The organism is Pseudomonas frederiksbergensis (assembly GCF_001952935.1).
Lineage (GTDB): Bacteria > Pseudomonadota > Gammaproteobacteria > Pseudomonadales > Pseudomonadaceae > Aquipseudomonas > Aquipseudomonas frederiksbergensis.
This window is the reverse complement of the sequence record NZ_CP018319.1, coordinates 4,804,305-4,828,888: the sequence shown is the minus strand read 5'-3', so window position 1 is coordinate 4,828,888 and position 24,584 is coordinate 4,804,305. Positions and strand designations below refer to the sequence as shown.

At 60.5% G+C, this 24,584-nt stretch carries 23 protein-coding genes and 1 pseudogene; 14 read left to right on the top strand and 10 right to left on the bottom strand.

The genetic code is table 11. The features are described 5' to 3' along the window. Positions 1–126: 126 nt before the first annotated feature. Positions 127–2,064: a bifunctional 5-dehydro-2-deoxygluconokinase/5-dehydro-2-deoxyphosphogluconate aldolase gene (locus tag PFAS1_RS22605; protein WP_076030583.1), complete on the bottom strand. Its 1,938-nt coding sequence runs from the start codon at positions 2,062–2,064 to the stop codon at positions 127–129. A 314-nt stretch (positions 2,065–2,378) separates the two neighbouring features. Between PFAS1_RS22605 and PFAS1_RS22600 the strand changes: the two genes are divergently transcribed. Together PFAS1_RS22600 and PFAS1_RS22595 are read left to right on the top strand one after the other, a co-directional pair. Further along, positions 2,379–3,299, top strand: coding sequence for a MurR/RpiR family transcriptional regulator (locus PFAS1_RS22600; RefSeq protein WP_074875619.1), 921 nt, complete (start codon positions 2,379–2,381; stop codon positions 3,297–3,299). A gap of 79 nt (positions 3,300–3,378) precedes the next feature. Continuing rightward, positions 3,379–3,990, top strand: a complete 612-nt coding sequence (locus tag PFAS1_RS22595; RefSeq protein WP_074875617.1) for a glutathione S-transferase — start codon at positions 3,379–3,381, stop codon at positions 3,988–3,990. Positions 3,991–4,281: 291 nt separating this feature from the next. On the opposite strand, the gene PFAS1_RS22590 is transcribed toward PFAS1_RS22595, so the two are convergent. Next, positions 4,282–5,220 (bottom strand): hypothetical protein, encoded by a 939-nt coding sequence (locus PFAS1_RS22590; protein ID WP_076030582.1) that lies wholly within the window; start codon positions 5,218–5,220, stop codon positions 4,282–4,284. 304 nt (positions 5,221–5,524) lie between these two features. Here PFAS1_RS22590 and PFAS1_RS22585 point away from each other — a divergent pair, with 304 nt between their 5' ends. Then, entirely contained in the window at positions 5,525–6,208 is a 684-nt protein-coding gene (locus tag PFAS1_RS22585) for a response regulator transcription factor (RefSeq protein ID WP_074875614.1), read from the top strand. Further along, the gene (locus PFAS1_RS22580) at positions 6,186–7,580 is read left to right on the top strand and encodes a sensor histidine kinase (RefSeq protein ID WP_076030581.1); all 1,395 of its coding nucleotides are present in this window, start codon (positions 6,186–6,188) and stop codon (positions 7,578–7,580) included. The genes PFAS1_RS22585 and PFAS1_RS22580 overlap by 23 nt, the downstream gene beginning before the upstream one ends. A 204-nt stretch (positions 7,581–7,784) precedes the next feature. On the opposite strand, the gene PFAS1_RS22575 is transcribed toward PFAS1_RS22580, so the two are convergent. Both PFAS1_RS22575 and PFAS1_RS22570 read right to left on the bottom strand, forming a co-directional pair. After that, a complete protein-coding gene (locus PFAS1_RS22575; RefSeq protein ID WP_076030580.1) occupies positions 7,785–8,540 on the bottom strand; it encodes an HvfC family RiPP maturation protein in 756 nt (251 codons plus the stop codon). After that, on the bottom strand, positions 8,533–9,372 hold the full coding sequence (locus tag PFAS1_RS22570) for an HvfB family MNIO-type RiPP peptide maturase (RefSeq protein ID WP_076030579.1): 840 nt from the start codon (positions 9,370–9,372) through the stop codon (positions 8,533–8,535). The genes PFAS1_RS22575 and PFAS1_RS22570 overlap by 8 nt, the downstream gene beginning before the upstream one ends. A 326-nt stretch (positions 9,373–9,698) precedes the next feature. On the opposite strand from PFAS1_RS22570, the gene PFAS1_RS22565 reads away from it, so the two are divergent. Together PFAS1_RS22565 and PFAS1_RS22560 are read left to right on the top strand one after the other, a co-directional pair. Next, complete coding sequence (locus tag PFAS1_RS22565; RefSeq protein WP_076030578.1) at positions 9,699–10,745, top strand: class I SAM-dependent methyltransferase; 1,047 nt, start codon at positions 9,699–9,701, stop codon at positions 10,743–10,745. Positions 10,746–10,833: 88 nt separating this feature from the next. Continuing rightward, on the top strand, positions 10,834–11,676 hold the full coding sequence (locus tag PFAS1_RS22560) for an NAD-dependent protein deacetylase (protein WP_076030577.1): 843 nt from the start codon (positions 10,834–10,836) through the stop codon (positions 11,674–11,676). A 27-nt stretch (positions 11,677–11,703) separates the two neighbouring features. Here the strand turns inward: PFAS1_RS22560 and PFAS1_RS22555 are convergent, their stop codons facing one another. Next, entirely contained in the window at positions 11,704–12,600 is an 897-nt protein-coding gene (locus PFAS1_RS22555) for a LysR family transcriptional regulator (RefSeq protein ID WP_074875604.1), read from the bottom strand. 211 nt (positions 12,601–12,811) lie between these two features. Between PFAS1_RS22555 and PFAS1_RS22550 the strand changes: the two genes are divergently transcribed. The 3 genes from PFAS1_RS22550 to PFAS1_RS22540 are packed head-to-tail and all read left to right on the top strand — an operon-like array spanning position 12,812 to position 15,405. Beyond that, entirely contained in the window at positions 12,812–13,510 is a 699-nt protein-coding gene (locus tag PFAS1_RS22550; protein ID WP_074875602.1) for a CoA transferase subunit A, read from the top strand. Positions 13,511–13,546: 36 nt separating this feature from the next. After that, positions 13,547–14,212, top strand: coding sequence for a CoA transferase subunit B (locus tag PFAS1_RS22545; RefSeq protein WP_074875601.1), 666 nt, complete (start codon positions 13,547–13,549; stop codon positions 14,210–14,212). Between the two features lie 11 nt (positions 14,213–14,223). Further along, positions 14,224–15,405 carry an acetyl-CoA C-acetyltransferase gene (locus tag PFAS1_RS22540; RefSeq protein ID WP_076030576.1) on the top strand — a complete coding sequence of 394 codons (1,182 nt, stop codon included), beginning with the start codon at positions 14,224–14,226 and terminating at the stop codon, positions 15,403–15,405. Between the two features lie 233 nt (positions 15,406–15,638). Here PFAS1_RS22540 and PFAS1_RS22535 read toward each other — a convergent pair whose 3' ends face one another. Then, on the bottom strand, positions 15,639–16,241 hold the full coding sequence (locus tag PFAS1_RS22535) for an NADPH-dependent F420 reductase (RefSeq protein ID WP_076030575.1): 603 nt from the start codon (positions 16,239–16,241) through the stop codon (positions 15,639–15,641). Between the two features lie 111 nt (positions 16,242–16,352). Here PFAS1_RS22535 and PFAS1_RS22530 point away from each other — a divergent pair, with 111 nt between their 5' ends. The 3 genes from PFAS1_RS22530 (at position 16,353) to PFAS1_RS22520 (ending at position 19,003) form a co-directional block, all read left to right on the top strand. Continuing rightward, positions 16,353–17,249, top strand: coding sequence for a LysR family transcriptional regulator (locus PFAS1_RS22530; RefSeq protein ID WP_076031577.1), 897 nt, complete (start codon positions 16,353–16,355; stop codon positions 17,247–17,249). A gap of 226 nt (positions 17,250–17,475) precedes the next feature. Then, the gene (locus PFAS1_RS22525) at positions 17,476–18,273 is read left to right on the top strand and encodes a hypothetical protein (protein ID WP_076030574.1); all 798 of its coding nucleotides are present in this window, start codon (positions 17,476–17,478) and stop codon (positions 18,271–18,273) included. Positions 18,274–18,415: 142 nt separating this feature from the next. After that, positions 18,416–19,003 (top strand): DcrB/PsbP domain-containing protein, encoded by a 588-nt coding sequence (locus PFAS1_RS22520; RefSeq protein ID WP_076030573.1) that lies wholly within the window; start codon positions 18,416–18,418, stop codon positions 19,001–19,003. 3 nt (positions 19,004–19,006) lie between these two features. Here the strand turns inward: PFAS1_RS22520 and PFAS1_RS22515 are convergent. From PFAS1_RS22515 to PFAS1_RS22505, 3 genes and pseudogenes are all read right to left on the bottom strand, one after another. Continuing rightward, positions 19,007–19,733 (bottom strand): annotated as a pseudogene (locus tag PFAS1_RS22515) (alpha/beta hydrolase). Between the two features lie 177 nt (positions 19,734–19,910). Further along, positions 19,911–21,023, bottom strand: a complete 1,113-nt coding sequence (locus tag PFAS1_RS22510; protein ID WP_076030572.1) for a succinylglutamate desuccinylase/aspartoacylase family protein — start codon at positions 21,021–21,023, stop codon at positions 19,911–19,913. A gap of 203 nt (positions 21,024–21,226) precedes the next feature. Next, positions 21,227–22,006 carry an ABC transporter substrate-binding protein gene (locus PFAS1_RS22505; protein ID WP_074875587.1) on the bottom strand — a complete coding sequence of 260 codons (780 nt, stop codon included), beginning with the start codon at positions 22,004–22,006 and terminating at the stop codon, positions 21,227–21,229. A 259-nt stretch (positions 22,007–22,265) separates the two neighbouring features. Between PFAS1_RS22505 and PFAS1_RS22500 the strand changes: the two genes are divergently transcribed. Then, positions 22,266–22,910 carry a type 1 glutamine amidotransferase gene (locus PFAS1_RS22500; protein WP_076030571.1) on the top strand — a complete coding sequence of 215 codons (645 nt, stop codon included), beginning with the start codon at positions 22,266–22,268 and terminating at the stop codon, positions 22,908–22,910. A 52-nt stretch (positions 22,911–22,962) separates the two neighbouring features. Here PFAS1_RS22500 and PFAS1_RS22495 read toward each other — a convergent pair whose 3' ends face one another. Beyond that, on the bottom strand, positions 22,963–23,397 hold the full coding sequence (locus PFAS1_RS22495; RefSeq protein ID WP_076030570.1) for a rhodanese-like domain-containing protein: 435 nt from the start codon (positions 23,395–23,397) through the stop codon (positions 22,963–22,965). Between the two features lie 101 nt (positions 23,398–23,498). On the opposite strand from PFAS1_RS22495, the gene ftrA reads away from it, so the two are divergent. Continuing rightward, on the top strand, positions 23,499–24,473 hold the full coding sequence (ftrA, locus tag PFAS1_RS22490) for a transcriptional regulator FtrA (RefSeq protein WP_076030569.1): 975 nt from the start codon (positions 23,499–23,501) through the stop codon (positions 24,471–24,473). Positions 24,474–24,584: the final 111 nt, after the last annotated feature.

The window sequence follows — 24,584 nt, the reverse complement described above, 5'->3', positions numbered from 1 at the left end:
GACCGACGCTGAACCCCTGTGGGAGCGGGCTTGCTCGCGAAGGCGGTGTGTCAGGCGACATTGATGTTGAATGTGCCGTCGTCTTCGCGAGCAAGCCCGCTCCCACATTGGTTTTGCGGTGTTGCGTCATGCGCGGGCTGTGCGCCAGGCATCGATCAGTTCAACAAACGTGCCCTGCACCTGACGGATCAGCATTTCGTCGTCGATTTCACCGGCCATCCACGCGCGGCTCGGCTCCTGGAAAATCGTCCGGCCGACTGCAAACCCGCGGCACGTCTGGCTCTGGCTGGCCTGTTGAAACCCTTCGGCCAGTGCCGCTGCCGGTGCATTCAGCCCCAGCAACACCACGCCTCGGCAGTACGGATCACGTTCCTGGATCAGCTCGTCGAGTTGCTTCCACTCCTCGGCGCTCTGCGCTTCGATCTTCCACCACGCCGGGTAGATGCCCAGGTTGTAGAGCCGTTTGAGGGCGCGATACAGCACGTCCGGATGGGTCGACGGATGATCCTTGGGCGGGATGATTTCCAGCAGCAGTTCATGACCGCTGACCTGAGAGGCTTGGTACAAACCCTTGATCTGCGCTTCTTGTTCCAGGCGCAGCAACGGCTCGTCGTCGGGGTGAAATTGCACCAGGCACTTGATGATTTGTTCCTGCGGCCAGGCAATCAGGTTGCTGCCGATGGAGCGCCCATGTTCGAAGGCCAATGGCCGCGACCCCTGCACTTCCACCGGACGCGCCACCCACCAGCCGCGACCGGTGGCGGCGTTCAGCGAGTCCTGGCCGAAGCGTTGATCGGCCAGCAGCCCGACATCGGCCTCGATGCCCTGCTTAAGCAAATCGGCTTCGACCCGTTCCACAGCCTTGATAAACAGTTGCTTGAGTTCGCCGATGGCGCTCAAGTCGCGACCGCCCTTGTGCGCCAGCTCCACCAGTTGCCCGCGATGGTCGAACGCAAAGATGAACAGTTGCTTCCACTGTTTGCGCGGCACGCTGACCTGATGCAGACGCTGCAACACCGCGTCCTGATCCGGCCGGGTTATCGGCACCGGGCTGTTGAATAGATAGTCGAGTTCGGCGCGGGTCGGCATCGCCGGCGCGCAGGCATGGCGCGACACCACCAGGCCGCCACAGGCATTGGCCAACTGGCAGCAGCGCTCATCGCTCGCGTCCTCCAGCCAACCGGCAAGGAAGCCCGACATGAAGGCATCACCGGCGCCCAGCACATTCAACACTTCCACCCGGACACCGGGGTAAATGGCGCCGTCTTCAAGACGTTCCGGAATGACTCCGTGAATCACCGTGCAGCCTTGCGGGCCGAGCTTGACCACCAGGGTCGCCACGCTCAGGCGCCGCACATTACGCAGCGCAGTGAGCAAATCCTCGGAGCCGCCGGCAATCAGGAACTCTTCTTCCGTGCCGACGATCAGGTCGAAACGCGGGAGGATTTTCTGCACATGCAAGCTGACGTTCTGGTCGGCAACGAAACGGGTTTCGCCGTCGGCCTTGCCGGCCAGGCCCCACAGCACCGGGCGATAGTCAATGTCCAGCACCCGTTTGACGTTGTGCTTCTCGGCGTAATCCAGCGCCTGGATGCTCGCCTTGTAGACGCCGTCGGTGGAGAAATGGGTGCCGGTGATCAGCAAGGCTTTGCTGGAAGCGATGAAGGCTTCGCTGATGTCTTCGGCCCGCAGCGCCATGTCGGCGCAGTTTTCGCGGTAGAAGACCAAGGGAAAGGTTTCGCGATCCTTGAGACCCAGCAAGACCATGGCAGTCAGGCGCTCCGGATCGACCTTGATGCCGCGGACGTCGCAACCTTCGCGGGTCAGGGATTCAACGAGGAAGCGGCCCATGTGGTCGTCCCCTACCCGGCTGAGCATCGCCGATTTAAGGCCCAGCCGAGCGGTGCCGAAAGCGATGTTGGCAGACGATCCGCCGAGGTATTTGGCGAAGCTGCTCACATCCTCCAGCCGCGCCCCGACTTGCTGTGCATAGAGGTCGACGCCTAGGCGCCCCAGGCAAATCAGATCCAATTGACGCCCACTGGCAAAACGAGTCTGGCCCATGCTGGCTCCTGTTATTTTTATCAGCCTGCGTTCGGGGCGATGGCCGCGCCGAACACTCTCTTGGTGGGATGCAGACTAAAACGTCCGGGGTCGAACAATCAATAATTATTCCAAATAATTTTTACGTGGAATATTTTTTCCAATAAACTTGGCCACAGGTGCTCCAGGGGCAGTGCATCGTTTCAGCACAACTCGTACTGACCGCAAGCTCAAGATTTTTTTCCGGCCTACCCTGTAGACTGCGCACAGCCAACCTATTGTCAGGGGATGACGCTCTCTGTCGTCCCCATAAGAACAAGCCAGAAGGATTTCTTATGACCCGCACCGATCAGCCGGCGACGACCGAGAGCACGCCCGACAGCGATCTCGCCAGCCCTCCGATCAACGCCGAGCGTCTGCTGCAACTGATCACCAACGAATACGAAAGCCTGCCGCGCCAGCTCAAGCGCATCGCCAGCTACATGAGCCAGCAGAGCGACCGGATCATGGTCGACCGCATCAGCGACATCGCCCGCGAGTGCGAAGTGCACCCGTCGGCGATCGTGCGGTTTTCCCAGCGTTTCGGCTTCAGCGGCTTCAGCGAAATGCAGGCACTGTTCCGCGAGGCCTATACCCACAAGACCACGCCGGTGCAGAACTACCAGCAGCGCATTCGCAGCATGATTGCCAACAAGTCGCAGAAGGCCAGCGGCGGCGACCTGGCGCGCGAGTGCATCAATGCGACCCTGTCAGGCATTGAACGGCTGGGGCTGGAACTCGATGACCAGGCCTTCGACAAGGCTGTCGACCTGGTGGTAAATGCCGACAACATCTACGTGGTCGGGGTGCGCCGTTCGTTCGCGGTGGCCGATTACCTGGTCTACAACCTGCAACACACCAACAAGCGCATTCATCTGGTCTCGGGGCTCGGCGGCAGCTACCGCGAGCAGATGCGCAGCGTGCGCGCCAATGACCTGGTGATCGCCATCAGTTTCACGCCCTATGGCAAGGAAACCCAGCACTGCCTGCGTATTGCCCAACACAACCAGGCTAAAACCCTGATCATCACCGACAGCAACCTCTCGCCCTTGGCCAAGCGCGCCAACACGGTGCTGCTGGTCAACGAAGGCAGCTCGTTTGCCTTCCGTTCCCTGAGTGCCACACTGTGTTTATGCCAGGCGCTGTTTATTGCCGTGGCCTATCGCCTTGAATTGAAGGTCGATGAGATTCACGAACAGGTCGGCTTCGAGGATTAGCCCGGCGCCAGTTGCAGGTCGCTGAACCTCAGCTAAGGTAGTCCGTCCTGAAACGGACATCTGAAGGAGGAGCGGTTAAATGAAGCTGATCGGCATGCTGGATTCGCCCTATGTGCGGCGCGTCGCCATTTCTGCCAAATGCTTGGGGATAGACCTGGAACACCAGCCGGTCTCGGTGTTTCGGCATTTCGAGCAATTCCAACAGATCAACCCGGTGGTCAAGGCGCCTACCCTGGTGCTGGACGACGGTGAGGTGTTGATCGACTCGACGCTGATCATCGAATACCTGGAAGCCTTGGCCGGACCCGGCAAGAGCCTGATGCCCGACGATCTCGATCAACGCTTGCGCTCGTTGCGCCTGATCGGCCTGGCGTTGGCGGCGTGTGAAAAGTCCGTACAGCTCTACTACGAACGCAATCTGCGGCCAGCGGAGATTCAGTTTGAACCGTGGGTGGAGCGGGTCGAAGGACAATTGGCGGCCGCCTATTCGGCGCTGGAGCGCGAGCTGGAAATGCAGCCGCTGAAGACTGACGGGACGATTGCTCAAGACGGGATTACGTTGGCGGTGGCCTGGAGTTTCACGCATCTGGTGGTGCCGGATCAGGTGGATGAAAATCGCTTTCCACAGATCAGTGCGTTTACCGCGTATGCCGAAGGGCTTGAGGGTTTTGTCAGTACGCCAATTGAGTAGATGGATTTGTTGTGTCCGATATGCCCTCATCGCGAGCAGGCTCACTCCCACATTTGATCTGTGTCGCTCAGATCTACTGTGGGAGCGAGCCTGCTCGCGATAGCGCAATGACAGTCGACATCAAAGTCAAGGTCAGTCCCGATTACACAAAAACGCCGCTTCCACCCAAGGCAGAAGCGGCAAAGACCTGTGCCCCAACCCAAGTCACATGAACAGGGCGATCAGGATGATGATCGGGATCGGTACGCCGAGAAAGAACAGCAGTAATGAGCGCATGGTAGTTCTCCTGGTTTAGCGAACTGGGGTGGAAGTGTTGGTCACGTAAGTGTCGGTTTCGATGTACTCGACCGCATCCCGACGACGGCCGCCAAAGGTGGCAGCTAGGCTGGCGAAAAACGCACCGATCAGCAGCGCAATGAACATCCACAGCGACGTCCAGGCCGCGACTTTGGCGGCAGTGTCGGCAGCTTCCTGGGCGGCGAGTTTGGCGTCGGCCACGGCTTTTTGCGTGCGGGCATACACTTCATCAACGCGACGTTCTGCGTCCGCTTGGGTAAGGTTGGTCCGCTGGGCCACCAGTTGCGCCAGGTAGATGCGGTCTTCGGCAGCCAGTTGACCGTTGTTCCTCAGGCTGCGCACGAAGATGCGTGTCACGGTGCCTCGAACAGCGTCATCACTGACTGCTGCCGGACGATCATCGCGGAACAGACTGTCGACGAAGTATCCATACTGATCATTGTCTGCGTTGCCGACAGCCGTACCGGCTGCTTGAGTCGCGGCACTCGCAGCCCCGCCAACCACACTCGCCCCGGCCTGCACGCCACCGCCGATGATGTTGCTGACCGAACCGACCAACAGCATCGCCGTCACCAGCGTCGCCACGCACCAGGCCAGGAAGCCATGGGCAGTGTCACGGAAGTAAACCTCATCACCGTGCATGTACGCCCACTTCACCCGCAGACGACCGGCGATGTAACCGCCCAGCCCGGACGCCACGATTTGCGTAGCGGCCAGCCAGACAATCGTTGAAATGCCCAGGCCCTTGGCGCTCACCCCTTCATTGGCCCACGGCGATACCGCCGAAAAACCCAGGCCAAAGCCGAGCAACACGAGGATCAGCGACAACGCCGCCGCCGCAGCGGCCCCCGCGAAGATCGCGCCCCAGGACACGCCAGAGACCGTGCTCGTTTCTTCGAGGGCCGGATAGAAACCATCAGAGGATCTATTCATTGTGATATCGCTCCAGGCAGGAAAGATGGTGTTACAACTCTTCAAGGGAGCAAGTGCAGTCACCGTGCCAGTCGCCGACGTTTAATAAATCTTTGGTTTTCAATAAGTTATAAAGTTTGAACTTTCAATGGCCTTGCATTTTGCAAGGAACTCTCTGTATCGGCGGGTTTTATGCACTGACCGGGATCGGTGTTTTCAATGGAAAAATCCCTTTCGTTTCACATGAAGTTTTATTTAGAAAGCCTGCGGTCATTTCTTGGCAAAATGCCGTTCAATGTTGAGCACTCCTAATCAGGCCCGCCCTATGACCCGCATCTTGACCATCGAAGACGACGCCGTGACCGCCCGGGAAATCGTCGCCGAATTGAGCAGCCACGGCCTCGACGTGGATTGGGTCGACAACGGCCGCGAAGGCCTGGCACGCGCGGTCAGCGGCAACTATGACTTGATCACCCTTGATCGCATGCTCCCGGAGCTCGATGGCCTGGCGATAGTCACCACGTTGCGGACCATGGGTGTGGTCACGCCGATCCTGATGATCAGCGCCCTCTCCGACGTCGATGAGCGTGTGCGCGGCTTGCGGGCGGGCGGTGACGATTACCTGACCAAACCGTTCGCCACCGATGAAATGGCTGCCCGGGTCGAAGTCCTGCTGCGCCGGCAGAACACCGTGACCGCCAAGGCCACCACGTTGCGGGTGGCGGATCTGGAGCTGAACCTGATCAGCCATGAAGCCAGCCGCGACGGTCAGTTGCTGACGCTGTTGCCCACCGAGTACAAGTTGCTGGAGTTCCTGATGCGCAACACCGGGCAGATCCTGTCGCGGATGATGATTTTCGAAGAGGTCTGGGGTTACCACTTCGACCCCGGCACCAACCTGATCGACGTGCACATCGGCCGGTTGCGCAAGAAGATCGACCCGCCAGGCAATGTCCCACTGATTCGGACCGTGCGAGGCTCGGGTTATGTCATTGCTGAACCCCTCTAACGGCTGGCGTTCGTCCAGCAGCCGTTTGCTGGCGCTCTACAGTTCGCTGTTCGTGCTCTGGAGCGGGATTCTCATGGGGGTCATGTACTACGAGGTTTCCACCTACCTGGACAACCTGGCCAAACACTCCCTGATGCAACGCCAGCATTTGTTTTCGCACTTTCAGGGCGAGCAATTGGCCGACGCCCTCGCCGTCAGCATGACCTTCGACATTCGCGGCATCGACGCTTATGGCCTGTTCGATGCTCAGCACCGCTACCTCGGCGGTGCGCTGCGTCACATGCCCAAAGGCCTGCCGCTGGATGGCAAGATTCACATGCTCGGCGACTGCGCCGATTCTGACGACCCAAGCCTGCCCGCCGACAGCTGCGACGCAGTAGCGACCCAGACAAAGGACGGTCGCTGGCTGGTGCTGGTGCGGGATAACGGTTCGTTGTTTGCCGTGACCCGGATCATTCTGCACGCGCTGCTCTGGGGTGTGACGCTGACCATCCTGCCCGGCATCGCCGGTTGGCACCTGTTGCGGCGGCGTCCGTTGCGGCGGATTCGTGCGATCCAGGCCAGTGCCGAAGCCATCGTCGCCGGCGACCTCACCCGCCGCCTGCCATTGTCCGATCGCCGCGATGAGCTGGACATGCTCGCCGCCATCGTCAACGCCATGCTCGAACGTATCGAACGCTTGATGAACGAGGTCAAGGGCGTCTGCGACAACATCGCCCACGACCTGCGCACACCGCTAACGCGCCTGCGGGCACAGCTGTACCGGATTCAGCAACAGGCTGATGAGGGTTCGACGCTGGCGGTGCAACTGGACTCGGTGCTCGGTGAAGCGGACACCTTGATGGCGCGCTTTCGAGGGTTGCTGCGGATATCCGAGCTGGAAGATCGTCAGCGCCGCTCGGGTTTTGTGCAGCTGGATCCGCTGCCGTTGCTGCAAGAGCTGCACGACTTTTATCTGCCGTTGGCGGAAGAAGGCGAGCTGGTTTTCAAGCTGCAACTGCCGACGTCGTTACCTTCGCTGAACGGTGATCGAGCATTGTTGTTTGAGGCGATAGCGAACCTGCTGAGCAACTCAATCAAGTTCACGCCTCCGGGTGGCGAGGTGATTTTGCGGGGGGTCAATGAGGGGGGATTTACGCGGATCGAAGTGCTCGATTCGGGCCCTGGCATTCCGATGGCCGAACGAGAGGCGGTGTTCCAGCGCTTCTATCGTGCCGAGGGCGGCAACCAGAAAAGCGGGTTTGGGTTGGGGCTGTCGATCGTTGCGGCGATTGTCAGCTTGCATGGGTTTACGCTTGAAGTCGGCACCAGTGAACTCGGCGGTGCACGGTTGGTGCTGGACTGCCAGCAACACTTGATTTCCCCCGCTTGATCGCTCTCGTCGAGACGCTGATCGGGCCCACACCGCGGCGCTGATCGTTCCCACGCTCCGCGTGGGAATGCAGCCCGGGACGCTCTGCGTCCCTTTCGAGAGCTGGAACGCGGAGCGTCCCTTGAGGCATTCCCACGCGGAGCGTGGGAACGATCAGCGGTCAGCGGTCAGCGGTCAGCGATCAAACACTCTGCGCGGGAACGATCATGCCAAGCCCACCACACCTTCTTCATGCATCTGCTGCAACAACGCTGTCCCACTGTCCATAAATTCCGGCGCTCCAGCCATCCCCGCCTCCAGCGCCAATCCTTGCAGCTGTTCACGTCCGTCCAGTTGAGGAAATTCCTCAATGCGCTGCAACAACCGCCAGGCCAACGGGCTCAATGCAGAAAACTTCACACTCCAGTCTTCCGCCCTACGCACCAACAGCAATGTCGGCTGAGCCGGCGATGTCTGCGGTTGATAATCCGGCCCCACCAATTGCACCGGCCAGGCGTACGCCAACGGCCAGGCCAGCGGCGAAACCTGCAACGGTTGGTCCAGCAACATCCCGGCATCGCTCAGCGGCAACGGTTCGGCCTCGGATTGTTGCAGCGCCATCTCGACCCACTCGTAATGCGCCAGCTCGACCATGAACGGCGGCCACGCCCCTTCGCTCAACGCTTGGGGTTCCGAGGCCAGGAATTCGACGAACTCCTTGGCGATCTCGCCGAATTTCGGCGTGCGCGCGCGGTAGTCGCGCAGGAAAATCCGTACCAGTGAACGCCAGTGTTCATCACCGACAATCTTGATCAGCACCGGAAAGGTCCCGCTGAGCAATGACGACAGGTTCGCGAAAATCAGGTCGCGGTAAACCTGCGCCCGCGTCACGTCCATCCCGGCCGGTGGCGCGCAATGATCGGGATCGCGCAGGTAAAGGCCCAGGGTGTTTTGCTGCTGAAACAGACTCGGCTTATCCACGCTTCACCCCCTCGGTTTGCAGGCGGCGAATGGTCTGCAATTCGGCCAGCAGTTCGGAAAATGCCGGAAAGTTGAAATCCCGTTCCAGCAGCGTCGGCTGCGCGCCGAAGCGAGCGTAAGCCTCGGTCAGCAACGACCAGACCACCGGTTTCACCGAGGCGCCATGGGTGTCGATTTTCAAGGTGTCGGACTCATCGAAGTGCCCGGCCACGTGCATGGCCACCACCCGGGCCGAATCGATGCCGGCCAGAAAGGCCTGCGGATCGAAACCGTGATTGATCGAGTTGACGTAGACGTTGTTGACGTCCAGCAGCAGGTCGCAATCGGCCTCGCGCAATACCGCGTTGGTGAAGGTCAGCTCGTCCATGTCTTGCTGTGGCGCGGCGTAGTAGGAAACGTTCTCCACCGCCAGGCGCCGACCAAGAATGTCCTGGGCCTGGCGAATTCGCGCGGCGACGTGATGCACCGCTTCTTCGGTAAAGGGTAGCGGCAGCAGGTCGTAAAGGTGACCGTCATCGCTGCAGTAGCTCAAGTGCTCGCTGTACAGCGGCACCTTGTAGTGATCGAGGAAAACCCGGACTTCCTGCACAAAGCCGACGTCCAGCGGTGCCGGGCCGCCCAATGACAGGGACAAGCCGTGACAGGACAACGGATAGCGCTCGGCCAGGGCTCGCAGCGCATGGCCATGAGCGCCACCGATACCGATCCAGTTCTCCGGCGCAACTTCCAGAAAATCGAAATCGCCCGCACGGGCTGCCTGAAGGTCCTTCATTAAACCGCGACGCAAACCGAGCCCGACGCTCGCCTTTGCTGATGAGATGGGGGTTTGCATGGGTGTCGATCTCAATGTTTGCCAGGACGGAATCACAGTTAACCGAAAGGATGTATCGGGTCTGTGTTCGGCAATACCCTGGTAGTGCGGGGAACTGTATCGGGAAGCCTGTCAGATACAGTGCAATACACAACACAAATCCCACAGGAGACCCGTGTGAGTCAGGCACTTTCGTCGCTCCAGACAGCGGCCCACGGTCCCCGGACTAAACTTACTGCACGCAGGACGTGCTTATCGTCCTGTTCATTCCCACGACCACCGTTCAGAGGTGAACGCCTCGAAAAACAAGGCCTCTGGACTGTGATCCTGCTGAAGGAGCACATGTGATGGACGAGGCCAGACTCAATGATTTCATGGGCAAACTGGTGAACGACATGGGCGGCGCAGCGATGCTCGCCAACGTCATCCTCGGCGAAGAGCTCGGACTGTACCGGGCCATGGCCGACAGCCAGCCAGTCACCCCTGAAACCCTCGCCGACAAAACCGGCTGCAACACCCGCCTGCTGCGCGAATGGCTCAGCGCCCACGCCGCTTCCGGTTATATGGAACACCGCGACGGCCAGTTCCGCCTGCCCGAAGAGCAAGCCCTGGCATTGGCAATCGAAGACTCACCGGTCTATATCGCGGGTGGCATCGGGGTGGTCGCATCGTTTTTCCATGACAAGGACAAACTGGTCAACGCCATGCGCGGCGACGGTGCCCTCGCCTGGGGCGATCACCATCCGTGCATGTTCAGTGGCACGGAGCGGTTCTTCCGGCCAGGTTATAAAGCGCACTTGGTCGCCGAATGGCTACCGGCGCTCGAAGGCGTGGTCGGCAAACTGGAGGCTGGCGCCAAAGTGGCGGACATCGGCTGCGGCCACGGCGCATCCACCGTGATCATGGCCCAATCGTTTCCGAATTCGCGATTCGTCGGTTTCGACTACCACGCGCCCTCCGTCACCGTCGCCACCCAGCGCGCCGAAGAAGGTGGCGTGGCCGGGCGTGCGCGGTTCTTCCAGGGCACGGCAAAAAGCTTCCCCGGCGATGACTATGACCTGGTTTGCTATTTCGACTGTCTGCACGACATGGGCGACCCGGTGGGCGCGGCGCGGCATGCTTATGACGCACTGAAACCGGACGGCACGGTGCTGCTGGTAGAACCGTTCGCCAACGACTCGCTCGACGACAATACCACCCCGGTTGGCCGCTTGTTCTACGCCGCCTCGACCTTCATCTGCACCCCGAACTCACTGTCCCAGGAAGTCGGCCTCGGGCTCGGCGCCCAGGCTGGCGAGGCGCGGCTGCGCAAGGTTTTCACCGAGGCCGGGTTCAAGACGTTCCGGCGGGCCACGGAAACGCCGTTCAACCTGATTCTGGAGGCGCGTAAATAGGTGCCTGACATCACCCGGACGGGCAACCTGTCCGGGTGGTCGGCAAATGCTACCCTGCAAACACTCATGGTCCACCGGAGTGTTGAACATGCTCGACAGCCTCATCCGCGAACAACTCGATCGCCTTCAACAGTTAATGGCCGACCAGCCATTTGTGGTCCTGACCGGCGCCGGCATCAGCACTCCGTCGGGCATTCCGGACTACCGCGACAATCAGGGCGTGCGGCGTGGCCGGCAACCGATGATGTATCAGGAATTCCTATCCGCCCCCGAATCCCGGCGACGCTATTGGGCGCGGGCGATGCTCGGTTGGCCGCGAGTGCGCCAGGCCCAGCCGAACGTGGCCCACGAGGCCTTGGCCAGTTTGCAAAGTTCGCAGCAGATCAGCGGGCTGATCACGCAAAACGTCGACACCCTGCACGACCAGGCCGGCAGCCATGACGTCATCGAACTCCACGGCAGCCTGCATCGAGTGTTGTGCCTGGACTGCGGAAAACGCAGCGAACGGGATTCGATCCAGCAATTGATGGAAACGCAGAATCCGTATCTGGCCGGCGTGGATGCGGTGCAAGCCCCGGATGGCGACACGCTGCTGGATGCGGCGTTTGAGGCGCGGTTTCAGGTGCCGCAGTGCCCGTACTGCGCAGGTGAGCGGATGAAGCCGGACGTGGTTTTTTTTGGCGAGAACGTGGCGCAGGTGACAGCGGCCAAAGCGATGGCGGCGGTCGAAAAGGCGGCGGGGTTGCTGGTGGTCGGATCTTCGTTGATGGCGTATTCAGCGTTTCGGTTATGCCGGGCGGTGGCGGATCAGGGCAAGCCGTTAATGGCGATCAATTTGGGAAAGACACGGGCGGATGACCTTCTTGATTTGAAAATAGAGGCGTCGTGCGAGCAGCTACTCCCCCTACTGACACAACACCTGTCCCAATGATCGTTCCCACGCTCCGCGTGGGAACGATCAATGGAGGCGTTGGCCGAGGTTTTCGGCTTTAAGGATATCGAACAACGCCTGCGCCGCCGCCGACAGTTCCACCCCTGGCTTGGTCAGCACCCCGATCGCCCGCTCCACCACCGGGTCGCGCAAAGTGATGCACCGCGCTCCGAGTTCCAGCATCTGCCCGACACACAACGCCGGCACCGCACTCACCCCCAACCCGCTGGCGACCATCCGCCCCACCGTCGCCAACTGATGACTTTCAAACTCCACCGGCAATTTCATCCCGCGTGCCTGCAAGTGCTCTTCGAGCATCACCCGCACCGTCGATGGTCGCTGCAAGGTGATGAACGGTTCCTCGAGCAGGGTCTGCCAATCGATGTCTTGCCGTTCGGCAAAAGGAGAATCTTTCGGCACCACAGCCACGAAACGGTCCATGTATAACGGCGTGAATGCCAGCGATGAACTCTGATTCGGTTCAAACGCCACTCCCAGTTCAACCTGCCGGTCACGCACCATCTCCAGCACCTGCTCGTTGATCACGTCATTCACTGTGACGTTGACCTTGGGGTAGCGCGCCCGAAAGGTTTTCAGGATCGGCGGCAGCAGGTTGCCGGCAAACGAGGGCATCGCCGCCAGCGTCACGCGTCCGCGCTGGAGAGTGAAGCGTTGCCGCAGCTCATCCTCGGCGTTATCCCAGTCAGCGATCAGCCGACGTGCCAGCGGCACCAGTGATTCCCCCTCTGCTGTCAGCGCGACATTGCGCGTGGTGCGGGTGAACAGTCGCCCGCCCAACCCCTCCTCCAGCGCCTTGATGGTCAGGCTTAATGCCGATTGCGACAGGTGCAATCGCTCGCAGGCCACGGCAAAACTCAGACTCTGAGCTACGGCCAGGAATGCGCGGATCTGCTTGACTGTCATGTGCGAATTGCTCCAGTAATCAGGAGCACGGCCTACCCGCAATGGCTTCCTTGAAATCGCCATCGCGAGCAGGCTCGCTCCTACAGGGGTTATTGGTGAGTTTTATCTATCAATCAACCTTAAAAATCAACTTAACAGATGAATTCTGCAGCGCGACACTCCTACCCCAATACGGCTAGCCAGCCGCCCACAAAGAATAAAAGAGGTGCATATGGCAGGTTTCGACAAGCGCGTGAGTTCCTATGAGGAAGCTCTGGCAGGTCTTGAAGACGGCATGACCGTGATCGCTGGCGGCTTCGGTCTGTGCGGGATTCCGGAAAACCTCATCGCCGAGATCAAGCGCAAAGGCACACGCGACCTCACCGTGGTTTCCAACAACTGCGGCGTCGACGGTTTCGGCCTCGGCGTGCTGCTGGAAGACCGGCAGATCCGCAAGGTGGTGGCGTCCTACGTCGGCGAGAACAAAATGTTCGAGGAGCAACTGCTCAGCGGTGCTATCGAAGTGGTCCTGACTCCCCAAGGCACCCTCGCCGAAAAAATGCGCGCAGGCGGTGCCGGCATCCCGGCGTTCTTCACCGCCACCGGCGTCGGCACGCCGGTAGCCGACGGCAAGGAAGTTCGCGAATTCCATGGCCGCAAGTACCTGATGGAAGAATCCATCACCGGTGACTTCGCCATCGTCAAAGGCTGGAAAGCCGACCATTTCGGCAACGTCATCTACCGCCACACCGCCCAGAACTTCAACCCGCTGGCCGCCACCGCGGGCAAGATCACCGTGGTCGAAGTCGAAGAAATCGTCGAACCCGGCGAGCTGGACCCGGCGCAGATCCACACCCCTGGCATCTACGTCGACCGGGTCATTTGCGGCACGTTCGAGAAGCGCATCGAACAGCGCACCGTGCGTAAGTGATCCCCTGCCCCCGGACCGAATGAAGGAATAACAACAATGGCACTTTCCCGCGAACAAATGGCTCAACGCGTCGCCCGCGAAATGCAGGACGGCTTCTACGTGAACCTGGGCATCGGCATTCCGACCCTGGTCGCCAACTACATCCCCGAAGGCATGGAAGTCATGCTGCAGTCGGAAAACGGCTTGCTGGGCATGGGTCCCTTTCCAACCGAAGACACCATCGATGCCGACATGATCAATGCCGGCAAACAAACGGTGACCGCGCGTATCGGCGCGTCGATCTTTTCCTCGGCCGAGTCCTTCGCGATGATCCGCGGTGGTCATGTCGACCTGACAGTACTCGGTGCGTTCGAAGTGGACGTGGAAGGCAACATCGCCTCCTGGATGATCCCCGGCAAACTGGTCAAGGGCATGGGCGGCGCCATGGACCTGGTGGCCGGCGCAGACAACATCATCGTCATCATGACCCACGCCTCCAAGGACGGTGAGTCCAAGCTGCTGTCCAAATGCAGCCTGCCGCTGACCGGTGCCGGGTGCATCAAGCGTGTGCTGACCGACCTGGCTTACCTGGAAATCGAAAACGGCGCGTTCATTCTCAAGGAACGTGCACCGGGCGTCAGCGTCGAGGAGATTGTCGCCAAGACCGCCGGTAAACTGATCGTGCCGGATCACGTTCCGGAAATGCAGTTCGCTGCCCAGTGAGGAATCATTCCATGCAAGAAGTCGTCATTGTCGCCGCCACCCGCACTGCCATCGGCAGTTTCCAGGGTGCCCTGGCCAACGTGTCCGCGGTTGATCTCGGTGCTGCGGTAATCCGTCAGCTGCTGGCGCAAACCGACCTGGACGTTGCTGAAGTTGATGAAGTGATCATGGGCCAGGTATTGACCGCCGGCGCCGGACAAAACCCTGCGCGCCAGTCCGCGATCAAGGCCGGCCTGCCGTTTACCGTGCCGGCGATGACCCTGAACAAGGTCTGCGGCTCGGGCCTCAAAGCATTGCACCTGGCTACTCAGGCAATTCGCTGCGGCGATGCCGACGTGATCATTGCCGGCGGCCAGGAAAACATGAGCCTGTCCAACTACGTCATGCCCGGTGCGCGCACTGGTCTGCGCATGGGTAACGCGAAAATCGTCGACACCATGATCAGCGACGGCCTGTGGGATGCGTTCAACGATTACCACATGGGCATCACCGCCGAGAACCTGGCTGACAAGTACAGCCTGACCCGCGAACAGCAAGATGCCTTCGCTGCGGCCTCGCAGCAGAAAGCCACGGCCGCCATCGAAGCCGGGCGGTTTGCCGACGAGATCACGCCGATCCTGATTCCTCAGCGCAAGGGCGATCCGGTCGCCTTCCAGGTTGACGAACAACCACGGGCCGGCACCACCGCCGACTCCCTGGGCAAACTGAAACCGGCCTTCAAGAAGGACGGTTCGGTGACTGCCGGTAACGCCTCGTCCCTGAACGACGGTGCCGCCGCCGTGATCCTGATGAGCGCGGAAAAGGCCAAAGCCCTCGGCCTGCCCGTGCTGGCGAAAATCGCCGCTTACGCCAACGCGGGTGTAGACCCGGCGATCATGGGCATCGGCCCGGTCAGCGCGACTCGTCGCTGCCTGGATAAGGCCGGCTGGTCCATCGACCAACTGGACCTGATCGAAGCCAACGAAGCCTTCGCAGCACAATCTCTGGCAGTGGCCAAGGACCTGGAATGGGACCTCAACAAGGTCAACGTCAACGGCGGCGCTATCGCCCTGGGCCACCCGATCGGTGCGTCGGGTTGCCGAGTATTGGTGACTCTGCTGCATGAAATGATCAAGCGTGACGCCAAGAAAGGCCTCGCCACCCTGTGCATCGGTGGTGGTCAGGGCGTGGCACTGGCGATCGAACGGGCGTAAACGTTTTTTCGGTCACAAGGATCGTTCCCACGCTCTGCGTGGGAATGCCTCATCGGACGCTCTGCGTTCGGCTTTGGAAGTGACGCAGAGCGTCACGGGCTGCATTCCCACGCAGAGCGTGGGAACGATCAAACAGCGTTCAACAGATGGCGCGGGGACCCACGAATATCCGTTCGCCGTCTGGCAAAACACCCGGCGCGACTCACGTCGCACCGGGTTCTTTTTGTCTATCGTCAGGCGAATTTCACCAGGTTCAGCACCGGCAAAGGACCGCCCGGAAACTGCACCAGCCGCGCCCCGACGCTCAATTCCCCAAGATCAATCCCGAAGAAGCCCAACTGTTCGATCAGCGCTGCCACTTGTGCTTTCGCATCGGCATCATCACCCGAAAGAAACAGCACCCGTCGCCCGCCCTCCGCTGTCGGATCACTCTCCAGAAAATGCGCCTGAAGGTGATTGAACGCCTTCACCACCCGCGCACCGGGCACCCATTCGGCAAACACCTCGCTGGACGTGCGCCCCTGCAAATCCACCGCTTTGAACGATGGCGCCTCGATTGAGTTGTTGGCGTCGATGACAATCCGTCCGCCAAAATCCGGCAGGCCGGCGAGCGCGGTCGGCAGCTTCGACCAGTTCACCGCGACCAGCACGATGGCTTGCGCGGCGGCTTCCTCGCGGGTTCCGGCACGCGCCGTTGGCCCGAGTTCTGCCACCAGCGAGGCCAGGCTTTGCGGCCCACGGCTGTTGGCGATTACCACTTCAATGCCTTGACGCGACAGTGCTCTGGCAAAGGCTGCGCCGATTGCGCCGGCGCCGATGATTCCGATGGTGCTCATGGTTGTTCACTCCGTGGGTTGTCGTTGGAGTGAATACTGCACTTGCCATTAACGCTTGATTAGCTGGTAATGCCTTGAATGATCTTCAAGCATGACTATCAGGTGATTTCCATGGAAACCCTCGCCAACCTCGAATCCTTCGTCCGCAGTGCCGAAACCGGCAGTTTTTCCGCCGCCGCACGAGTGCTCGCGCTGACCCCAGCCGCTGTCAGCCGCAACGTGGCGATGCTCGAACGCAACATCGGCGTGCGGCTGTTCCAGCGCTCGACCCGCAAGCTGTCCCTGACCGAAGCCGGGGAACGCTTTCTGACGAGCATCGGCGGCAATCTGCAAGCGTTACAGACCGCCATCAGCGCGGTGAGCAGCGACCAAGGCGAGCCGGCGGGCGTGCTCAAGGTCAGTCTGGCGCCGACCTTTGGCATCGATCATGTGTTGCCGCTGCTGCCAGCGTTCCTGGCGCGTTACCCATTGATTCGCCCGGAATGGCACTTCGAAAACCGCCCTGTGGATCTGATTGCCGAAGGGTATGACGCGGCCATTGGCGGCGGTTTCGAGTTAATGCCAGGGGTGGTTTCTCGGACGTTGGCGGCGGCGCATGTAGTGGCAGTCGCCTCTCCCGCCTACCTCGCAGGACGCAGCCTGCCCGAGAATCCGGCAGACCTGTGCGGACACACCGGCATAGTGATGCGCGGCACCCGCACCGGACGGATTCGCCAATGGCTGATGCACGATGGCGCGGGCAACGAAGCACCGGCCAATCTCAACGAACACATTGTGCTCAACGACCCGGCCGCCATGCGCCAAGCGGCAATACTTGGCCTGGGCGTGACACTGCTGGTATTGCCGGATGTGCTGGCGAATATCCAGCGTGGCGAACTGGTGCGCCTGCTGCCCGACTGGCACGCCGACGCGGGGCCGATTTCGCTGTATTACCCGAGCCGGACGTTGATGCCGGCCAAGACCCGGGTGTTCATTGATTTTGTGGTTGAGGCGCTTAAGCACGACTGATCGTTCCCACGCTCCGCGTGGGAATGCAGCCCGGGACGCTCCGCGTCCCTGCCGAAGCGGACGCGGAGCGTCCATTGAGGCATTCCCACGCGGAGCGTGGGAACGATCAACACAACCCCGCCGGAACCCGAAACCTTTTTTTTGTATACAAAATCAAGGCATCCATAGAGCAATCGCTCCCATGCAATGCTAACGTTGCCGCCTCACTCAGGTCGGAGGTACGTGCGTGCTGCTACTCAAACTGCTGGTCATCCCAGGGTTTCTCTTGCTGATTTCCCTGGCCGGTAAACGCTGGGGACCGAGTGTCGCCGGTTGGTTGTCGGGGTTGCCGGTGGTGGTCGGGCCGATTCTGTTCTTTCTCGCCATCGAGCAGGGCCAGGTGTTCGCCGCTCAATCGGCGACGGCAGCGCTGTCGGCGATGTTCGCGATGATTGCCTTTTGCGTGACCTACGCTCAGGTTGCACAACGCGCGAAGTGGCCGTGGGCGCTGGTGATTTCGCTGTTGGTCTGGGCCACGGCGGCCGTTGTGCTGTCGTTGATTCCGCCGTCGCTGGTGTTCTCGGTGATCGCCGCCGCGACCGCTCTGCTGGCGGCGCCGTATCTGTTTCCCTCGGTACAGCCGATCGTTTCGGGCCCGGCGCCGAAGTCCGACAAATTGCTGTTGCGCATGATTGCCGGTGCCCTGCTCACCCTCGCCGTCACGTTGCTGGCCAGCACCGTCGGTGAACGCTGGAGCGGTCTGCTCGCGGTGTTCCCGGTGCTGGGCAGCGTGATGGCGGTGTTCTCCCAGCAAACCCGCGGCCCGGCGTTTACTGCTGCATTGTTGCGGGCCACCGCAACCGGGATGTATTCGTTCGCCGCGTTTTGCCTGGTGTTGGCGCTGACGTTGCCGAAGTTTGGCTGGTGGGGATTCGCGATGGGAGTGGTGGTTTCATTGGGGATGTTGCTGGTGACGAAGAGACTGCTCATGGGTTCAAAAGACAGTTCGACCGTATCGAAGAACTTGCAGAACGCTGACACGTAACACCATGGTCTTAATAGAGAACTCTCTTGCCGCAGAATCAGGCGTAACACCGCTGTCCCCCTGCTACAGGGCTGAGGGCTGCCAGAAAGTGGATTCCATGGGATGATTGCGCCGAACGCGCGACCATCCCTGGAGTTTCTGAATGTCATTGTTGAGTAAAAAAGCCGTTGTCCTGTTGTTGACGGCGGTTGCCAGTCTGGGAGCGCTGAATGCGCAGGCCGCCAAGGCCACTGCCAGCGATACCGCGCCAGCACAGAAAGTCTCGATGCTCGGCGGCAAGTTCAAGTTCACCCTGCCCAAAGGCTTCGTCGCTAACCCGTTGCCTGCCGGCGACGCGGCCACCGGTACCGGCGGGGCAACGGGCACCATGTACACCAACCAGGCGACTAAAACTGTCGTGATCGCCGCTGAAAACACCATCCCCGGCGGCCTCAACGTCAAAGACAACGACGGTCAGTTCCTCGACTCCGTGGCGTCTGACTTCGCCACCCAACAAGCCACGGCGCTGCCGGACTTCACCAAGCTCAGCGAAAAAAGCCTGACCCAGAAAGGCACGGGCCTGGGGCTGCGGCAGATCGACAGCACCGCCACCCAGGGCGGCGGTAAAACCCTCGACACCACGCTGATGGCCGCGTCCAACACGCGCATGGCGATCATTCAGGTGATTTCCCGCCTCAGTGACAACGCTGGCCACGAGACGCTGGTCAAACAGATCGTCAGCGGCAAGTAAGCGTCAGGGATTGAGACGCTGCAACCAGGCGCTCAAGTCCTGCATTTCGGTGGCACTGATGCTATGACCGACACCAGGGTAGGCATGAAATACAGGCTTGAGTGACAGGCTTTGCAACAGGCTGTCAGCGTCCGTGCCGTCCTTGTAGGGAAGGAGTGTGTCGGCGGTGCCATGACCAATGAAAATCGCCAGCTGCTGGCGTTTTTCATTGGGTTTCAACCCGGACTTGAGCACTGGCAGAATCCGCCCGCTCAACGCCGCGATCCCGCCCACCGCCTCGGGATGACGCAGGGCCACCTCGTAGGACATCATCGCGCCTTGGCTGAAACCCACCAGGAATACCTTATTAGGTTCGGTGTGATACTTCTTCGCCGCCTGTGCGACAAAATCCAGCAACACTGCGCCGCTGGCCTTCAAATCATCTGTCTCACCGTCATAGGCGCCATCACCTTTCTGGCGGAACCACTGATAACGGCCCTCCTCTATCACCATCGGTGCGCGTACCGACAGGTAGTTGTATGACGCGGGCAGTTCATCCTTGATGTCGAACAGGTCTTCTTCGTTACTGCCAAAACCGTGGAGGAAAATCACCAGGGGCTGATGGCGCGATTCGGGGCTGGCCTGCTCCAGGTACTTGAGCGGCAGATCGGTTTGCAGCGGGGTTTGAGCGTGGACGGCGGTGGACGGCGGTGGACGCCAGGAGTGTCAGCAGAGCGAGAAACTTCAACATAAACCTTCCTTCACAAGTGCAGGATTCGGGGCAGAGCCTAACACCTCTTTTGGCCTTTGATCGTTCCCACGCTCTGCGTGGGAATGCAGCCCGGGACGCTCTGCGTCCCAGAAGCCGAACGCGGAGCGTCCGTTGAGGCATTCCCACGCAGAGCGTGGGAACGATCAGTGAGGATCTTCAATCGTTGATGAGTTTTCCGACCCGAATCGGCTCGCGCCCCGCCACCTTTGCCTGCCAGGTGCCCGGCTGTGTATAGCGCCCACGGTCAATCGCAAACAACACCCCACTGGTCCCGGCGCAAACAGTGGTGACCCGATCGTTCAATGGATCAACCACTTCGAACAGCGCATCCCCGTTCTCCACCCACTCGCCCGAATCGCGCAGAAAACTGACGACCCCATGATGCGGCGCGAACAGGTATTGGGTGCCTTCGAACGGCATGCCTTCACAGCATTCGTTCGGGGCCGCAGGCCAAGCGCCTTTGATGAAACCCTGCTCGGCGAGGAAGCCGAGAATCGCCTCGCAATTGGCTTGGGCCTGATCGACGCGGGTATCACCCATGCTGCCCAGTTCCAGCGTCGTCGCCAGGTTGGCCGGCGGAATCGCGGCCTCTGGGAAAGCCCTGGCCAGGCGCAACCACGGGGTTGAACACGACTCATCGAATGAACTGCCGCCGGAGTCTTCGCAGAGCAACGCCACCCCGGCCTTCAAACGCGCCGCCAGGGATTGCCACTGCGGCCAGTGTTGCGGCAAGGCGTACAGATGAATCGCCGCGTCGAAATCACAATGCAGATCGAGAGTGATGTCGGCCTCACAGGCGTGGCGCAACAGCAAACGGTGCATGGCTTCAAGCTGCGAGGCCGGTGCCGGCAAATCGTCGAGTACCTGGCCCATGGTTTGGCGAATCAGCGCAATGTTGGCCGCCGCGTCACTGCCCAAGCGATCACCGATTAACTCGGCCACCGGTGCGCTGAGTTCGACGAAGGAGCGGTTGAAATTCTTGCCGCTGCCCAGCTCGAAGCGGCCCATGTGGCTGCCTTGCAGGTGTTGATCGAGGCCGATGGGATTGGCCACCGGAACCAGTTCGATCACGCCCTGCAACTGGCCCTGGGTTTCGAGTTCGGCCAGACGTTTTTTCAGTTCCCACGCCGTGCGCATGCCCGGCAGTTCATCCGCGTGCAGGCTGGCCTGGATGTAGACCTTGCGAGTGCCCGTGCCATAACGAAACACGCTGAGGGTGCGTTCGGTGCCCAAGTGACTCCAGGGCAGTGAATGGTCGATGCGTTGCATGGAAACTCCTGAATATCTGAACGGCGAAAATCACCTGTAGGAGCGAGTCTGCTCGCGAAAGCAGTGTGTCAGGCAAAAGACTTACCACTGGAAAACCGCTTTCGCGAGCAGGCTCACTCCCACAGGGATCTCATTTCAACAGAGAAAGAGCATAAAAAAAGTGGCAACCGCGTCAACGGTTGCCACTTTTTTGAACGGCGTGATTAATGGCCGTAAACGTCAAAGTCGAAGTACTTGTCTTGCACTTGCTTGTACTTGCCGTTGGCGCGGATTTCGTTGATGGCGGTGTTGAATTTCTCAGCCAAAGCGGTATCGCCCTTGCGCACAGCAATACCGGCGCCGCCGCCGAAGTACTTGGCGTCTTCGTAGGTCGGGCCGACGAAAGCGAAGCCTTTGCCGGCGTCGGTTTTCAGGAAACCGTCGTCCAGGTTGACCGAGTCGGCCAGCATCGCATCGAGACGACCGGCGACCATGTCCAGGTTGGCTTCCTGCTGGGAGCCGTAGCGAACCAGGTTGATCCCGGCCGGCACCAGCACTTCAGTGGCGAAGCGGTCGTGGGTACTGGCGCGCAGCACACCGACTTTCTTGCCTTTGAGTTCGGTCAGCGGATCCTTGATGTCGGTGCCTTCCTTCATCACGAAGCGCGCCGGGGTGTGGTAGTACTTGATGGTGAAGTCGACGTTCTTTTTGCGATCGTCGGTGATGGTCATGGAGGACAGGATTGCGTCGATTTTCTTGACCTTCAGCGCCGGGATCAGACCGTCGAACTCTTGCTCGACCCAGGTGCACTTCACTTTCATCTGCTCGCACAGTGCGTCGCCGATATCTACGTCGAAGCCGGTGAGTTTGCCGTCAGCGGTTTTCATCGAGAATGGCGGGTAACCGGCTTCGATACCGAGGCGGATCGGCTTGGCGTCTTCGGCCACAGCCGTCAGGGACAACATCGACAGTGCCAGGGCACCGAACATCACTAGCTTCTTCATTTATAACTCCTGTGTGCGGAGGCTTTTATTGGCAGCTTTCGATAGGCATTCGGTGGCTGCTTCCGATTGGAGAGCACCGAAGTGGCCGGCAGTCTAGAGCGGCTCAAGGAGGTTCAATTGTGTTAAAGCGACAAATACTTATAGAAAAGCAGCCGGCGGATACGAGTCCCTTGAAGCGTGCGCCAAGCCGGTGCAAAGACTGTAGGACAAGTCCTTTTTTCAGACAAAACCTACAAGCAGAAACTACAAGAGAGCCCTTATGCCCACGTTGAACCTGATCCAGCACCACCCCGCCGAAGGACCCGGCGCCATTGCCACGTGGGCCACGTCCCGAGGTTTGACCTTGAACGTGTTTCGCGCCGACCTCGGCCAGTTGCCGCCAGTCAGAGCAGCGCCGGTGATTCTGTTGGGCGGGCCTTATGAGTCCAAAGCCGGGCCGGCCTGGCTGGAAGCTGAACGCCAGTGGTTGGCGGGCAGCCTGGATCAAGGCGCGGCGGTGTTTGCGATTTGTCTGGGGGCGCAGTTACTGGCGCTGAGTCTGGGCGGGAATGTGCGGCGGATGAATCGATGGGAGACCGGTTGGACGCCCGTGACCTTTGTCGATGGCCAGACGTTACAAGTGCTGGAATGGCACGAAGACGCCATCGACCTGCCGCCAAACGCGCAGTTGCTGGCCAGCAGTGACCAGTGCGAGCAGCAGATGTATCGCGTCGGGCCGACGCGATTGGGTTTGCAGTTTCATCCGGAGTGGACGGCTGAATCGGTAGCGACGCTCAATGCACACTTTGCCGACGAGTCGCCGCTGCCCCGGGATCAACAGGACAGCGCCGCCTATGCAACCGTGTTCGAATGGTTGCAGGTGACGCTTGATGCCTGGTGGGCTGCTTCTTCAGGCACACACTAAAGCAGAGGATGAGTAAGCCCCCTCACCACAGTTGATCAGCGGGGTCTGGCAGTCAGCATTCACAACCGATCACGGCATTCACTGACTGTTGCGCCTTCACACTCAACTTAAATCCTTCATCCAGCCACCCGGTCACCCCACCAATCATTTCCTTGACCGGGTAACCCAGCGCCGCCAGTTTCACCGCAGCCTTGTTGGCACCGTTGCAGTGGGGCCCGGCGCAATACACCACGAACAGGCTGGTTTTCGGGTAGGCCGCCAGGCTTGCAGCGTTCAGCAGTCGCCCCGGAATATTGATCGCTCCCGGCACATGGCCACGCTCGAACGCGAGCGGGCCGCGCACGTCTATCAGGACAAAATCCACTTCGCCGGCCTGTTGGCTGCCGTGGACGTCGGAACAATCGGTTTCGAATGTCAGGCGATTGCTGAAATGCATCAGGGCGACGGCTGATGGGGCGGCGGGAATCTCGCGGACCAGGCTGGTCATGGGCTGTACTCCAAAGTCTCGGTGGGTGTGAGAAGACTTTATCCGCCCGACGCTTGCGGCTACAGTGGCGCACAAGACACCCACCGGGAACTTTCCGCCAAATGCAGCCCACCCCTGGATTGGTCGCGATTCTGGCCTACGACGGCCTCTGCACATTCGAGTTCGGCATCGCCGTGGAGATCTTCGGCCTGGCCCGTCCGGAGTTCGACTTCCCTTGGTACGAGCACCGGATCGCCGCCGTCGATCAGGGGCCGATGCGCGCCATGGGCGGAATACAAGTGCTGGCCGATGGCGGCATGGAGCTGCTCGAAGATGCCCGGACCATCATCATTCCCGGCTGGCGTGACCGCAGCGCCCCGGTGCCTGAGGCATTGATCGCGGCCCTGCGCCAAGCCCATGCGCGGGGTGCGCGGCTGCTGTCGATCTGCTCGGGTGTGTTCGTGCTGGCGGCCACCGGTTTGCTCGACGGTCACGGCGCCACTACGCACTGGCGCTACACCGCTGAATTGGCCGAGCGGTTTCCGAACATTCTGGTGGACCCGGACGTGCTCTATGTCGATTCAGGTCAACTGATCACCTCGGCCGGCAGCGCTGCCGGCATCGATGCCTGCCTGCATTTGGTGGCGCGGGACTTCGGTACGCAAGTGGCCAACTCGGTGGCGCGGCGGCTGGTGATGTCGCCGCAACGCACCGGCGGCCAGGCGCAGTTCATTCCGACACCGGTCAGTCCTACGCCGCGTAGCGATTTGTCGCGCGTCATGCAGTGGGCACGCGAGCGTTTGCATGAACCGCTGGAGGTGCGCGAGCTGGCGAGTGAAGCGGCGATGAGTGAACGGACGTTTCTGCGCCGCTTCACTGAAGCCACCGGCATGCCGCCCAAGGCCTGGTTGCAGCATGAGCGCCTGGGCCGGGCTCGCGAGCTGCTTGAAAGCACGAGCCAGAACACCGACCAGATTGCCCAGCGCTGCGGTTATCGCTCGGTGGAGAGTTTTCGGGTGGCGTTTCGCAGCGTGGTAGGCGTGCCGCCGTCGGTGTATCGGGAGCGGTTTGGGCGGGAGTCAAAGGCGATTTTTTGAGGTGTTTTTTAGGGCCTCATCGCGAGCAGGCTCGCTCCCACAGTTGACCGAGTTGTCTGGACGGACGCGGTCTAATGTGGGAGTGAGCCTGCTCGCGATGAGGCCAGCCCA

What these genes read in the sequence shown, in the direction of transcription:
- PFAS1_RS22605 (WP_076030583.1), bottom strand. Translation starts at nt 2,064, where the DNA reads ATGGGCCAGACTCGTTTTGCCAGTGGGCGTCAATTGGATCTGATTTGC.
- PFAS1_RS22600 (WP_074875619.1), top strand. Translation starts at nt 2,379, where the DNA reads ATGACCCGCACCGATCAGCCGGCGACGACCGAGAGCACGCCCGACAGC.
- PFAS1_RS22595 (WP_074875617.1), top strand. Translation starts at nt 3,379, where the DNA reads ATGAAGCTGATCGGCATGCTGGATTCGCCCTATGTGCGGCGCGTCGCC.
- PFAS1_RS22590 (WP_076030582.1), bottom strand. Translation starts at nt 5,220, where the DNA reads ATGAATAGATCCTCTGATGGTTTCTATCCGGCCCTCGAAGAAACGAGC.
- PFAS1_RS22585 (WP_074875614.1), top strand. Translation starts at nt 5,525, where the DNA reads ATGACCCGCATCTTGACCATCGAAGACGACGCCGTGACCGCCCGGGAA.
- PFAS1_RS22580 (WP_076030581.1), top strand. Translation starts at nt 6,186, where the DNA reads ATGTCATTGCTGAACCCCTCTAACGGCTGGCGTTCGTCCAGCAGCCGT.
- PFAS1_RS22570 (WP_076030579.1), bottom strand. Translation starts at nt 9,372, where the DNA reads ATGCAAACCCCCATCTCATCAGCAAAGGCGAGCGTCGGGCTCGGTTTG.
- PFAS1_RS22565 (WP_076030578.1), top strand. Translation starts at nt 9,699, where the DNA reads ATGGACGAGGCCAGACTCAATGATTTCATGGGCAAACTGGTGAACGAC.
- PFAS1_RS22560 (WP_076030577.1), top strand. Translation starts at nt 10,834, where the DNA reads ATGCTCGACAGCCTCATCCGCGAACAACTCGATCGCCTTCAACAGTTA.
- PFAS1_RS22555 (WP_074875604.1), bottom strand. Translation starts at nt 12,600, where the DNA reads ATGACAGTCAAGCAGATCCGCGCATTCCTGGCCGTAGCTCAGAGTCTG.
- PFAS1_RS22550 (WP_074875602.1), top strand. Translation starts at nt 12,812, where the DNA reads ATGGCAGGTTTCGACAAGCGCGTGAGTTCCTATGAGGAAGCTCTGGCA.
- PFAS1_RS22545 (WP_074875601.1), top strand. Translation starts at nt 13,547, where the DNA reads ATGGCACTTTCCCGCGAACAAATGGCTCAACGCGTCGCCCGCGAAATG.
- PFAS1_RS22540 (WP_076030576.1), top strand. Translation starts at nt 14,224, where the DNA reads ATGCAAGAAGTCGTCATTGTCGCCGCCACCCGCACTGCCATCGGCAGT.
- PFAS1_RS22535 (WP_076030575.1), bottom strand. Translation starts at nt 16,241, where the DNA reads ATGAGCACCATCGGAATCATCGGCGCCGGCGCAATCGGCGCAGCCTTT.
- PFAS1_RS22530 (WP_076031577.1), top strand. Translation starts at nt 16,353, where the DNA reads ATGGAAACCCTCGCCAACCTCGAATCCTTCGTCCGCAGTGCCGAAACC.
- PFAS1_RS22520 (WP_076030573.1), top strand. Translation starts at nt 18,416, where the DNA reads ATGTCATTGTTGAGTAAAAAAGCCGTTGTCCTGTTGTTGACGGCGGTT.
- PFAS1_RS22510 (WP_076030572.1), bottom strand. Translation starts at nt 21,023, where the DNA reads ATGCAACGCATCGACCATTCACTGCCCTGGAGTCACTTGGGCACCGAA.
- PFAS1_RS22505 (WP_074875587.1), bottom strand. Translation starts at nt 22,006, where the DNA reads ATGAAGAAGCTAGTGATGTTCGGTGCCCTGGCACTGTCGATGTTGTCC.
- PFAS1_RS22500 (WP_076030571.1), top strand. Translation starts at nt 22,266, where the DNA reads ATGCCCACGTTGAACCTGATCCAGCACCACCCCGCCGAAGGACCCGGC.
- PFAS1_RS22495 (WP_076030570.1), bottom strand. Translation starts at nt 23,397, where the DNA reads ATGACCAGCCTGGTCCGCGAGATTCCCGCCGCCCCATCAGCCGTCGCC.
- ftrA (WP_076030569.1), top strand. Translation starts at nt 23,499, where the DNA reads ATGCAGCCCACCCCTGGATTGGTCGCGATTCTGGCCTACGACGGCCTC.